At 65.3% G+C, this 12,656-nt stretch carries 11 protein-coding genes; 3 read left to right on the top strand and 8 right to left on the bottom strand.

Annotation, left to right across the window (positions count from 1 at the left end; genetic code table 11):
* Positions 1-163: 163 nt before the first annotated feature.
* The gene (locus BO226_RS01130) at positions 164-364 is read right to left on the bottom strand and encodes a cold-shock protein (protein ID WP_039587481.1); all 201 of its coding nucleotides are present in this window, start codon (positions 362-364) and stop codon (positions 164-166) included.
* A 311-nt stretch (positions 365-675) separates the two neighbouring features.
* Entirely contained in the window at positions 676-2,478 is a 1,803-nt protein-coding gene (locus tag BO226_RS01125) for a glycoside hydrolase family 15 protein (protein WP_071934456.1), read from the bottom strand.
* Between the two features lie 163 nt (positions 2,479-2,641).
* On the opposite strand from BO226_RS01125, the gene BO226_RS01120 reads away from it, so the two are divergent.
* On the top strand, positions 2,642-4,051 hold the full coding sequence (locus BO226_RS01120) for an MFS transporter (protein ID WP_071936315.1): 1,410 nt from the start codon (positions 2,642-2,644) through the stop codon (positions 4,049-4,051).
* 80 nt (positions 4,052-4,131) lie between these two features.
* On the opposite strand, the gene BO226_RS01115 is transcribed toward BO226_RS01120, so the two are convergent.
* The 3 genes from BO226_RS01115 to BO226_RS01105 form a co-directional block, all read right to left on the bottom strand.
* Positions 4,132-4,269 carry a hypothetical protein gene (locus tag BO226_RS01115; protein ID WP_232238029.1) on the bottom strand — a complete coding sequence of 46 codons (138 nt, stop codon included), beginning with the start codon at positions 4,267-4,269 and terminating at the stop codon, positions 4,132-4,134.
* A 143-nt stretch (positions 4,270-4,412) separates the two neighbouring features.
* Positions 4,413-4,715 carry an SHOCT domain-containing protein gene (locus tag BO226_RS01110; RefSeq protein WP_033096945.1) on the bottom strand — a complete coding sequence of 101 codons (303 nt, stop codon included), beginning with the start codon at positions 4,713-4,715 and terminating at the stop codon, positions 4,413-4,415.
* 32 nt (positions 4,716-4,747) lie between these two features.
* The gene (locus BO226_RS01105; RefSeq protein ID WP_071934455.1) at positions 4,748-5,197 is read right to left on the bottom strand and encodes a DUF6325 family protein; all 450 of its coding nucleotides are present in this window, start codon (positions 5,195-5,197) and stop codon (positions 4,748-4,750) included.
* Between the two features lie 197 nt (positions 5,198-5,394).
* On the opposite strand from BO226_RS01105, the gene BO226_RS01100 reads away from it, so the two are divergent.
* Positions 5,395-6,804 (top strand): hypothetical protein, encoded by a 1,410-nt coding sequence (locus tag BO226_RS01100; protein WP_071934454.1) that lies wholly within the window; start codon positions 5,395-5,397, stop codon positions 6,802-6,804.
* Here BO226_RS01100 and BO226_RS01095 read toward each other — a convergent pair.
* Genes BO226_RS01095 through ppk2 form a run of 3 tightly spaced genes read right to left on the bottom strand, consistent with a single transcriptional unit; the run spans position 6,789 to position 12,223 of the window.
* Entirely contained in the window at positions 6,789-8,504 is a 1,716-nt protein-coding gene (locus BO226_RS01095) for a SulP family inorganic anion transporter (RefSeq protein ID WP_071934453.1), read from the bottom strand. The genes BO226_RS01100 and BO226_RS01095 overlap by 16 nt on opposite strands.
* An 8-nt stretch (positions 8,505-8,512) precedes the next feature.
* The gene (locus BO226_RS01090; protein WP_071934452.1) at positions 8,513-11,293 is read right to left on the bottom strand and encodes a cation-translocating P-type ATPase; all 2,781 of its coding nucleotides are present in this window, start codon (positions 11,291-11,293) and stop codon (positions 8,513-8,515) included.
* A 30-nt stretch (positions 11,294-11,323) separates the two neighbouring features.
* Positions 11,324-12,223, bottom strand: a complete 900-nt coding sequence (gene ppk2 / locus BO226_RS01085) for a polyphosphate kinase 2 (protein ID WP_071934451.1) — start codon at positions 12,221-12,223, stop codon at positions 11,324-11,326.
* A gap of 188 nt (positions 12,224-12,411) precedes the next feature.
* On the opposite strand from ppk2, the gene BO226_RS28620 reads away from it, so the two are divergent.
* On the top strand, positions 12,412-12,654 hold the full coding sequence (locus BO226_RS28620) for a three-helix bundle dimerization domain-containing protein (RefSeq protein ID WP_071934450.1): 243 nt from the start codon (positions 12,412-12,414) through the stop codon (positions 12,652-12,654).
* The last annotated feature ends 2 nt before the right edge of the window (positions 12,655-12,656 follow it).

Genomic DNA, 12,656 nt, shown 5'->3' with positions numbered 1-12,656 from the left:
TTCGCTTCCGGTGCAGTCTATTCGTTCTCTGCAGGATCGGCGGTAGTTCGATCGGACCACAGCGCGTCCGACCGGGTCACGCGAGGGGATCTGCCATAGACGGACCGGTACTCATTCGTCCGCGTGTCCATCGTCCGATCACACCATCCGAACGTCCTGTATGTCAGCACACCTGCACGTTGACCGCATGTCGACCGAAGATCCCGTAACCGATCTCGAAACGGACCCGTTGGCCCCCGGTCAGGAAGCGGTAGCCGCTCCCATCTATCTGTGAGTAGTGCACCAGGATCTCCGTACCGTCGTCGTCACGGATGAACCCGTGACCCAGACCGGCGTCGAACCACAGCACAACACCATGTTCCATTGTCGCTCCCCTGCCACCGTTCGCGTTGTCCCGACGGAGCAGCGACGCGGAAGCGTATCCCCTGCGCTCCCGAGAGCCCCTCTGCACCTGTCATTGAAACGTGCTCGGCGAGTCCGGGGAAGTGCCCGCGCCGAATCGGTGACATTCGTACGATTTCTACCGGTTCCCAAGCGCATCAATGTAGTTCGTGCGATCTACAGACACCGACGAACACGGGGCGTATCCGGGTTGCACGTACCCCCAGGATACATACAGCACGCACGGTTGTGGGCGAATATCCCACGGACACATGACATTCGTAGGGAGCCGGATCAGACGGCCGGAGCTCCGTCGACAGGATCCGCTCCATGCGCCCGTTCGGCGACGGTGATCGCGTAGGCCGCGCCGACGAGAGTAAGGTGACTGAACGCCTGGGGGAAATTACCGACCTGTCGTCCTGCCTGCACGTCGTACTCCTCGGCGAGCAGCCCTAGATCATTGGTGAGTCCGAGCAACCTCTCGAACAATGCGCGGGCCTCGTCGACCCGGCCGTTGACCGCCAGAGCGCTCACCAGCCAGAACGAGCAGGCGAGAAACTGCCCTTCGTCGCCGGGAAGCCCGTCGTCGGTATCCGTCGTGGAATACCGGGACACGAAGCCGTCGCGACCGAGTTCGTTCCGGATCGCGTCGATCGTGGAGGTGACCCGGTCGTCGGTCGGCGGGAGGAAGCCGACGAGCGGTATGAGCAGCACGCTGGCGTCGAGTTCCGTGGAGCCGTAGTACTGCGTGAAGGTGCCGCGGACGGGGTCGTATCCACGTTCGCAGATCTCGTGGTGGATCTCGTCGCGAGCCCGCTTCCACCGCTCGAGCGGAGCGTCGAGGCCGAATCCCTCCGCGATCCGGACGGCGCGATCGAAGACGACCCAGGCCATCACCTTGGACTGCGTGAAATCCCGGCGGGGACCGCGTGTTTCCCAGATCCCGTCGTCAGGGTCCCGCCAGATCTTCTCGACGTGCTCGATCACCGCCTGCCATCGGGGCCACATGTGTGTCTCGATCCTGCCGAGCGCCTCGGCCCCCTTGTACGCCACGCTGAGGACTTCGCCGTACACGTCGAGCTGGAACTGCTCCGCAGCAGCGTTACCGACCCGGACGGGTGCCGACCCTTCGTAACCGGGCAGATGATCCACCTCGAACTCGGTCAACCGGCGTTCTCCCCTGATGCCGTACATGATCTGGATATCGGCCGGATCACCGGTTCCCGCGCGGAGCAGGAAGTCGCGGAACTCCAGGGCCTCGCCGGTGTATCCCCCGGCGAGCAACGCTTCGAGTGCCAGCACCGAGTCGCGCAACCAGCAGTAGCGGTAGTCCCAATTGCGCACTCCGCCGAGCGCTTCGGGCAGGGAGGTGGTCGGGGCCGCCACGATCGCACCGGTCGTCTCGTCCGTCATCCCTTTGAGGACGATCAGAGAGCGGAGCACCTCGTCGCGATACGCCCCCTTGTACGTGCACCGGCCGGTCCACTCGCGCCACCACTCCACGGTGCGCGCGAGCGCGGATTCGGCGTCCTCGACGACGGGGGCCTGTTCGAAGGATGCGTACCGGTCCAGAGCGAATCGGTATCGACCGCTTTCCACGGCGACGAACTCGGAGTCGACGGTCCCCACACGGATCTCCAGCGGTACCGTCGTGCACAGATGGAAGGCATCCGGGCCGGCCGTCGCGACCGCACCGTCGGCCACCGCCTCGACCCATGGAGTGACGGCCGCATAGTCGGGACGCAAGGACAGATGCATCCGCATCGGCACCCGACCGCGCAGACCCTGGACGATGCGGACCAACCGAGGCGGGCCCGACCCCCGGCGAGGCATGAAGTCGATCAGGCGGACGGCACCGTCCGCGGTCTCGAAGTCGGTCTCGAGCACCAGGGTGCCGTCGGCGTAGCGGCGGTTCACCGCCGCGGGTTCCGCCTCGGGCGCGACGAGCCAGCGTCCGTGCTCCGGGCCGCCGAGCAGAGCCGCGAAACACGATCCGGAGTCGAAGGCGGGCATGCACAGCCAGTCGATCGAGCCGTTCCGGCCGACGAGCGCGGAGGTCTGCAGGTCACCGATGAAGCCGTAGTCCTCGAGAAGCATGGCGGTACCTCCGCGAGAAGAGGAGTCGAGTCCTTCGATCCTCCTCTGGTCTCGGATGCGAGGTCAAGGTCACGGTTTCGACTCGTCGACGCCACTGTGCACCACCGCGGTGGATCATGACGTGCAGAGTTTCGGCGACGTCCTTCGCGACGGGAAGTACGAGATGACCGACAATCCGGTGGCGAGACCGTCCGCCCCCATCCGGCGAATGTTGCTTCCACTCGCCCTCGCTCAGTTCATCTGCAGTTTCGCAGGTTCGAACATGAACGTGATGATCAACGACATCAGCGTCGATCTGGACACCACGGTGCAAGGCGTCCAGACCGCGATCACCGTGTTCCTTCTGGTCATGGCGGCGTTCATGATTCCGGGTGGGAAGCTGACGGATCGATGGGGTCGCAAGCGATGTTTCGTCGCCGGGCTCATCCTGTACGGCGTGGGAGCCCTCCTGAGTGCGGCAGCACCGGGTCTGGGAATCCTGATCCTGGGCAACTCGATCTTCGAAGGAATCGGCACCGCACTGCTGATCCCACCCGTCTATATCCTCACGACGATGCTCTTCACCGACATGAAGTCCCGGGCACGGGCCTTCGGCGTGATCACCGGCATGGGTGGGATCGGCGCCGCGGCGGGGCCGTTGATCGGTGGATTGATCACCACCGCGATCGACTGGCGGGCCGCCTTCGTCTTCCAGGCACTGATCGTCGCCGCCATCGTCGTTCTGAGCCGAGGGCTCGAGGATCCCCTGCCCCCGGATCCGACCACACCCTTCGACGGGATCGGTGCCGTCCTGTCCGCCGCGGGTCTCGTCTGTATCGTCATGGGGATTCTCCAGGCGGACAACGCACTCTCGGTGTCCGCTACCCTCATCGGCATCGGAATCCTGCTCGTCGTCGGGTTCTTCCTACACGTACGGCGGTTCGAACGAGCCGGCAGAGTGCCACTACTGTCGACCGACCTGTTCCGCAACCGCACGTCGAATCTCGCGCTCGTCACCCAGAACATCCAGTGGCTGCTATTGATGGGTGTCGCGTTCGTCGTCTCGGCATTCCTGCAAGTGGTCCGCGGCTACAACGCGATCGAGACCGGCGTCATCTTCACCGCGGCCACCGCCGGCATCCTCGGTGCCTCGTTACTGGCGGAACGGTTGGCCGACAGGCATTCACAGCGCGCTCTCATCATGAGCGGCTTCGTCGTCACCCTCGCCGGCATCGTGGTACTGCTCCTGTTGGTGCGTGCGTGGACCAGCGCATGGGCGTTCGCTCCTGGCCTGTTACTCATCGGCGTCGGGCTGGGTGCGATGCTCACTCCCTCCGTCAACGTCGTGCAGTCGGCGTTCCCGGAGGAACAGCAGGGTGAGATCTCGGGTCTGTCGCGCTGCGTGTCCAATCTGGGTTCGTCCCTGGGCACTGCCGTGGCAGGTACCGTCCTCGTCGTCGGCCTGGCCACGCCGAACCGTTCGTATGCGGCCGCGATGATCGTGCTGGCATGCGTCGGGCTCGTCGGACTCGTCGCGTCCGCTCTCCTTCCCGCGACCTCGAGTGCCACGCCTTCCGCCTCCGGAGCACAGTGACGACCGTGTCGCGAGGAGATGGCCGGAAGCATACGGAATACATTCTCTCTCAATACATTCAATGCATGACCGGTACGAGCTCAGGTCGACGGCGGCCGGCGGGTCGACCAGTTCTCCGGCTCGACCTCCCCGACGTCCACGTCGTGCCCGAAGAGCTCACGGGCGAGCGCACGCGCACGATCCCGTACCTCCGCCGAGGTGAGTTCGTCCGCGAGCACCAACGACAGCCTCGCCAGACGGTCGGCCGGCTCGCCGATCCTGTGTACCGTGCACCTCCAGTCGCCCACGAGCCCGGTCCCATCGCATCGATCGTCGCGTCGGAACGGTCGTAGTCACTCGAACCGGATGCCGCACTCGTATTTCAGGATGCGAGAATTCGCGCCTTCTCCCTCTCGAACTCGGCCTCGGTGAGCACGCCCTGCGCCTTCAGTTCGGCGAGGTCCTTCAGCGCGGCGATGCGGTCCGTTCCACCCGGAGGTGGGGCGGCCGGAGGAGGCGTGGGCACGGGTTCGGGTTCGGGCGCGTACTGCGCCGGACGACCGTAGACGGCCTGCCCCTGCGATGCCCATCGCTCTCCCTGCCGACGGGAGACGCGGTTGGAGACGGCCGTCGCCGTCCCCGCTACCACTGCGGTGCGAGCCACCCCGCGGAGTAATCCTGGCATGTCGATCTCCTCCTGTATTTCGTTCGCTGGAATCACATTTCGACGTCTAGCTTCTCCAGCGAAGCCAGGATGCTCTGAACCGGGATACGCCCGGACGCGACGAGTTCGGCGCCGTTGCGACGCAGTGCCCGCGCCAGCGGAGCAGCCCAGGTGTTCTCGTAGACGAGCACGGCCGCCGAGCAGCCCGGCTCGAGCGCCGCCCCCGCTTCGTCGAAATCGGCGTCGCCGAGCAGGCCCGACGACGCCTCCGCGAACAACGTCACGTCGACTTCTCCTTCGAGTCCGACCTCGGAGATGTCGATCCCGGCGACCGAACCGTCGGTGTCCTTGCGGACGAACGCGAGATCGAGCACCCGGATGATGCCTCGCTCGACGAGGTCGAGCAGCAGCGGTAGAGCAGAACCGTTCGGTGGTCGGTCGGCAGGGAATTCGATGACGAGATAGTCGACCGGGCCCATCTCGTCGATATCCGAATCGGTCACCTGAAGCCTCGTTTCGATGAAAGATCGTTCACGGAAGCCGGGAGCCGACTTCCGTCGGTGTCGTCGAGAACAGATCCCCCTTCCCGTCGAGTATGACCGCCCGACGGCCACTTCTGAAGCAAATAGAGTCCAAATTCCTGCCGGACCGATCCCATCGGCGCATACTGGATCCGGCCCCGAAAGGGGGCGATGCAGGGATGACCACGAACATCGGCGCGGGCGATGACGAGCCCCGACCGGGCCGGCTGGACGACGACGAACGCGCCGAACTCGATCGGTTGCGTGCGGAGGTCGCCACGCTTCGGGAGCGAGCCGCCGTCGAGGGCGAGCCCGCTCCCGAGCCGCGGCCCGCGAGACACGGATGGCGCTGGGCTGCGGTTGCGCTACTCACCGTGCTGGTCGCGGTTCTGGCCGTCCTCTCGGTCACCGCACGCTTCGTGCGCAGCGAGATCCTCGACACCGACCGGTACGTGACCACCGTCGCCCCACTGGGCTCGAACCCCGCGATCCAGACGCAGATCGCGAATTCCGTCACCGACGAGATCTTCACACGCGTCGACGTCGAAGGTCTGACGACCGACGCTCTGGTCGCTCTCACCGACGCCGTTCCGGCCACGGAGAACGCGCCGCGCGTCGACCGCGCCGTCGAGGGACTGGCACCGGTGATCACCGGACAGGCGCGGAACTTCGTCAACGAGACGGTGTTGTCACTGGTGCAGAGCGAGCAGTTCGAGGATCTGTGGATCCAGGCCCACCGCGCCGCCCACAACGCATTGGTCGCGGTGGTGACCGGCAACGTCGGGCCGTCGTCGGTGACGGTCGACGATTCGGGCACGGTGAGCATTTCGCTCGGCACGGTGATCGACAACGTGAGAGGCCGTCTCCTCGACCGCGGTTTCACGTTCGCGGAGAAGATCCCGAGTGTCGACAAGCAGTTGGTCCTGTTCCGATCACCGGAACTGGTCCGGGCGCAGCGAGCCGTGAACGCTCTCGACAACATTTCGGATGTGCTGCCCTGGATCACCCTCGCCGCGGCTGCCGGCGCAGTCGCCGTCGCGCCGCCGGGCCGTCGCCTACGCGCACTCGCCTTCGTCGGCCTCGCACTGGTCGTAGGAATGTTCGTTCTGGCGGTCGCGCTCATCATCGTCCGGTCGCTGTATCTCGACGATGTCCCGCCCGACGTCCTGTCGCCGGAGGCGGCAGCAGCCATCATCGATGCCGTGCTGATGCCGCTGCGGACCAGCCTTCGGGCGGTCGCGGTGCTCGGACTGGTGATCGCTCTCGGTGCCTACCTCACCGGTGGCTCGTCCTCCGCCCGGACTGTTCGGCGTGGGTTCGGCCGCAGCCTCGATGCCGTCCAGCGGCTACGTCGGCCCCGCCCGCCGAATGCGTTCGAAGAAGCGGCCTTCCGTGCCCGCGTCGCGATCCGGGCGGTCGTCATCGGAGTGGCTGCACTACTCGTGATGTTCTGGCGCTACCCGACCGGTCTGGTGGTCGCGTTCATCGTGCTGGGTGCTGTTCTGGTACTGCTCGCCCTCGAGTTGGTGATCAGGCCGGCCCGCACCGTCGAGGACCGACCGGCGACCGAGGATCAACCGACGACCTGATCGTTGCCGCGACCGGTCCTGCCGATGAAGGCGTCCACCGCGTCCTCGAGGGTGGGATGGAACCGGCTCGGGTCGAATCTGTCGCCCACCCCGAATCTGATGAGCCGGTCCTTGATCGGCCCTTTCATCTCGGCGAACACAAGGCGGATGCCGTTGCCTTCCAGATAGGCGTCGAGGTCGACGAGTTCGTCGACGGCGGTCGTGTCGAGTCCCGTGATCGGTTCGGCCGCGATGACCACCCATTCGACAGGCGCTTCGGTTCGGGCCACCACCGATCGCACGTACTGATCGAAGATCTCCCCGTTGGCGAAGAACAGCGGGGCGTCGAACCGGACGATCACCAGACCCGGGATACGACTGCCCTCGGGATGACGTTCTACGTCGTGGAATCCCGGACGATCAGCGGTCCGCACGAGCTCGGTGCGGTACGGCTGCCAGGCGCGCGCGACCACCGAGACGAAGGACAGACCGATCGCGACGAGGATGCCCTGCAGCACGCCCACCAGAGCGACCCCGAGGAAGGCCGCGACGGCCAGCCCGAACTCGACCGTGCTCATCTGCCACATCCGGACCATTCCCCGGATATCGACCAGGGCGGTGGCGGCGACGATCACCACGGCGCCGAGCGTCGCATCGGGTAGATAGGTGGTCAACCCCGGAGCGGCGAGAACGAAGACGAGAACTGCCACCGCTCCCACGACACACGCGAATTGGGTTCGCGCGCCGCTCTGCTCGGCGACCGGCGTCCGAGATCCGCTTGCGGAGATCGGGAACCCTCCGAACAGTCCCCCGGCGATGTTCGCGACGCCCACCGCTTTCATCTCCGTACTCCCGTTCACGTTCTCACCCCGTCGCGCGGCGAAGGTGCGGGAGAGCACTCCGGTGTCGGCGAAAGCGATCAGCGCGATACCGGCTGCAGGTCCGACGAGACGGGCGACGTCCGACCACTCGACCCCGCCGAACGACGGGAGCGGGAGCCCCGCGGGCAGTGCACCGACCATCCCGATGTCGTCGGTGAGATCGAGTGCAGCGGAGGCGATGATCGCTGCGACGACCGCGACCAGGACGCCCGGGATCCTCGGCAACCACAAGCGGAAGCCCACGATGACCGCGAGGGAGGCGAGCCCGATAGCCGCTGCGACGGGGTCGATCCCACCGTTCACGACGGCCTCTGCGATCTCCCGGATCTCTCCGAGGAGACCGGGCGCGTCGACCGAGAAGCCCAGCAGTTTCGGAAGCTGTCCTACGATGACGACGAGGGCGATGGCGTTCAGGTAACCCAGCCGGATCGGTTTGGACAGCAGTTCGGTGACGAAGCCGAGGCGCAGGAAACCTCCGACGAGCAGGATCACGCCGACGAGTACGCCGAGTACCCCGGCGAAGACCAGCGCGCTCTCCGGATCGTCCGCAACGGCGAGCGGAAGGACGGCCGCAGCGATGAGCGGTGCGAGTGAGGAATCCGGGCCCAGGACGAGGATCTTCGACGGGCCGACCACCGCATAGGCCAGGAGCGGAACGATGGTCGCGTAGAGCCCGGCATAGGCGGGCAATCCAGCCGCCTCGGCATAGCCCATCCCGGCCGGGATGAGCAGTGCGGTGAGCACGAGGCCGGCGGTGATGTCCGGTCTCAACCACTCGCGACGGTAGGCACGAGCCGTGACAATTCCGGGAAGCGTCCCCAGGCCCTCGATCCGTGACATGACCGGCCTCAGTGAGCACGAACAGGAGCAACCGCCGCCGGAGCGGGAATCGACAGATCCGGTGTGCGTCGGCGACGTCGAATCGCCTTCTCCGCTTCCACCACGACGGGAATGATCACCGACCAGCCGATGCAGACCAGCCATTGAGCACCTGTCAGTGACGTCGTCATGAGGAGGTCCTGAAGGAAGTCCAACTCCACGGCGAGCACCGTGACCACCACCGGAATCGACAGGATCCGGAGGGCACGCACGATCGGCGCGGAGAATCCGGATTCCGGATCGCGTCGCATGGACAGTCCTGCGAGAACGGATCCGAACGACAACACGACGAACGCGGTCGTCATCGCCACGGTCGGCTCCGTCGTGCTCATCCCACCCGGGGCGAGGAGCATCGCCGCGAGTGCAACGGCGAACTGGAGGGTTCCGTAGACCGACCATTGTACGAAGGCTGCCCTGTTGGCGATAGGCGTGTTCGGGTCGCGAGGCGGTTTGCTCATCAGATCCGGCGAGGGCGGGTCGAGCATGATGACGGCCACCGGGAACAACGTGATGAAGAAGTGCTGGAACAGCACCATCAACGGGGTCAGGGCGACGCCGTCGTTGATGTCGAAGATGCTCGCGACGAGGAAGAGCAGGACGAGCGACAACAGCTTCGACATCTGGTACCGGATGTAGGACACGATCTTCTCGTAGATGTTGCGTCCCAGGCGGATCGCAGTGACCAGCGTCCCGAAGTTGTCGTCGGTCAGCACGATTCTTCCGGCCTGCTTCGTCACTTCGCTGCCCGACCCCATCGCAACTCCGATGTCGGCCTTCTTCAGAGCTGCGGCGTCGTTGACGGCGTCCCCGGTCATCGCGACGACCGCACCGCCCTTCTGCATGAGATCGACGAGTCGGAGTTTGTCCTGGGGAGTGACCCGACCGAACACGTGCAGGTTCGGAAGTTTCGCCGCCAGAGCCTCGTCGGGCATCGCACGTAGGTCGGGTCCGTTGACGACGCCCGGTCCGAGACCGAGTTCGGCGCCGATCGCGGAGGCGGTGATCGCATGATCGCCGGTGATCATGCGGACATCGATACCTGCCGCGTGCGCGGTGCGCACCGCCTCGATCGCTTCGGGTCGAAGCGGATCGATGATGCCGACCATCCCGACGAAGGTGAGATCGTCCACGAACGACATCGGATCGATCCGCACCGCTTCCTCCTGCCCGTCGACGAGACGGGCCGCGAACGCCAGGACCCGCAGTCCCTTCTCGGACAGGGCTCGGTTCGCCGCGACGATGTCGTCACGAACCTCGTCGAGTGGCGCCGCTCGTCGTCCCGGACGGAAGGCGCTGCCGCACTGTGCCAGAACCACGTCCGGGGCGCCTTTGACGAGCTCGACGAATCGTAGGGCGCCGTCGACCGGCAGGTGATGGAACGACGCCATGAACTTGTACGCCGAGTCGAACGGCACTTCGGCGACGCGGGGATACGACCGGCGGGTGAGCGGGGCGTCGATGCCGAGTTTGGCGGCCAGCACGACCAGAGCCGCCTCGGTGGGATCTCCGACGACCACTCCGCTGTCGGACACCGTGGCATCGCTGTCGAGGCATAGTCCGTATGCGAGAAGAGTGAAGTCGGGCAGCTCGTCGCCGGCGGCACGCGTGATCCGCCCGGTCTTGCTGTATCCCTCACCGTCCACGGTGTACCACCGGGTGTGGAAATACAACGAGCGCACGGTCATCTGGTTCATCGTGAGCGTACCGGTCTTGTCCGAGTTGACCGCGTTCGTGGCACCGAGGGTCTCGACATCGGAGAGGTTCTTGACGACGGCCTTCGCTTCGGCGAGCTGCCGGGCACCGAAAGCGAGCATCGCCTGCACGAAGGTCGGCAGGCCGGTCGGGATCGCCGACACCCCCATGGCGATGCCCAGCAACAGCACCGTGGTCAGATCCTGCCCGCGGATCACGCCGATGACGACGATGACGGCAACCGCGGTCCAGGCGATGACCCCGAGCAGCCGGGTCAGCGAGTCGAGTTCGCGTTGCAGCGGTGACTTGCTCGGAGCAACGGCCGAGAGCATCGATGCGATCCGGCCCATTTCGGTGTCCATGCCCGTCTCCGTCACCACCATCCTGGCGGTACCACGAGTGACGGATGTGTTCTGGAACAGCATGTCGGAGCGATCGCCCAGGGGCACGTCACCGACGGGAAGGGCCGCGGGGTCCTTCGGAACGGGTGCACTTTCTCCCGTGAGCGCTGCTTCCTGCGTCTCGAGCGTCGCCGACGTGATCACACGTCCGTCCGCGGGCACGAGGTCGCCGGCTTCGAGTTGCACGATGTCGCCGGGCACCAGGTCGGTGGCTCCGATCTCGCTCAACACTCCGTCGCGGATCGTTCGCGCCTGCGGAGTCTGCATTCTCGCGAGGGCGTCCACGCTCGCACGGGCCTTCACTTCCTGCCGCGTGCCCAGCACCACATTGAGCGCGACCAGGACGATGACGACGAGTGCGGTGGAGATCTCCCCGATCACGATGCTGACCGCCGTCACGGCGATCAGCATCAGGTTCATCGGATCCCGTACCTGCCGCAGTGCGATCGTCGACGTGGACGGTGCGGGTTCGGACACGATCGTATTGGGTCCGAAGCGTCGGCGACGTTCGTCCGCCTCTGCCGTCGTGAGACCGGATCGTTCGTCGGAGGACAGTGCTGCGATCACGTCGGCGGCGTCTGTGGCATACCAGGACGGTTCTTCCCGATCGGGGACGAAATTCTTCGCTCGGTCCGGTCCGGATCTCGTAGTGGCCATCGCGGTTCGTCCTTCCTTACCGGAAGAGCCTCAGTAGAGCGTGGGTATCCAGTGAAGAGGCTGGGTCGGTGCCGTGTACCCATCGGCGTCCTGCCGCTGCGGCAGAACCAGATCGGGGCGCTCGAGCGGCTCGTAGGGGATCCGGTCGAGCAGATGGGCGATGACGTTGAGCCGACCACGTTTCTTGTCGTCGTTGTCGACGACATACCAGGGAGCCCAACCGGTATCGGTGAAGTGGAACATCTCGTCCCGTGCCCGGGAGTAGTCGTACCAGCGTGTGTACGATTCCAGATCCAGATTCGACAGCTTCCAGGTCTTACGAGGATCGTCGATGCGACTCTGCAAGCGCAGCGTCTGTTGCTCCGCGCTCACTTCCAGCCAGTACTTCAGAAGGATGATGCCGGAGTCCACGATCGCGCGTTCGACCGTCGGGATCATCTGGAGGAAATGCTGTGCCTCCTCCTCCGTGCAGAAGTTCATCACTCGTTCGACGCCGGCGCGGTTGTACCAACTACGATCGAAGATCACGACCTCGCCTCCGGCCGGCAGGTGGGGTACGTAGCGCTGGATGTACATCTGAGACCGTTCACGCTCCGTGGGTGCGGGCAGCGCGACGACGCGGAAGACCCTGGGACTCAATCGTTCCGTGATCGCCTTGATGACACCACCCTTGCCTGCGGTGTCGCGGCCCTCGAACAGGATGCAGATACGAACTCCGGACGATCTCACCCATTCCTGCACGGCGACGAGTTCGGCGTGCAACGGACGGAGCAGGCGACGGTACTCCTTGTTCTTCATTGGTTCGCGGACCGGCGATGCGCCCTGCTGCGGTGGACCGGGGGGACGAAGGGCGCCGGAATCGGAACGCGCGGTGAGCGACTTCGCCGGCGATCTCTTCCGATGCTTCTCGTGCCCCGTCTTGTGTCCCACGGTTCTCCCTCGGACGTCCACCCATTGTCCGCCTCCGACCCCGCGTTCGTGGGAGAACGATCGGTTCGGGCGATGGACGCGGTCCGGCCACCACGTAGCTCAGGTGTTGCCGAATCGTGCTCGGAAGCGGTGCATTCGATACCGTTTCGAGTCTTGACGGATCTCGGAGCCGACGTCACGCTTGACCGATGAGCGGTGACGACGAGTTCCGTCAGATCCAGCAGGTGACCGAACGCCTGATCGTTCGATATCCGCTCGTTCCCCCGGAGGACATCACACGTGCGGTGCACGGCGTCTATAGCCGATTCGCCACGAGCAGGATCCGAGACTTCGTTCCGCTCCTCGTCGAGAAGGCGGTGAAACGTGAACTCTCCGAACCTACGATTCTCGATTCCGTTCTTCCGCCCGCGATTCCGGAAGTCGGAAGGTAGGA

This window comes from Rhodococcus sp. 2G (genome assembly GCF_001886355.1).
In the GTDB taxonomy this organism is placed as follows: Bacteria; Actinomycetota; Actinomycetes; order Mycobacteriales; family Mycobacteriaceae; genus Rhodococcus; species Rhodococcus pyridinivorans.
This window is presented reverse-complemented; position numbering and strand designations above follow the sequence as displayed.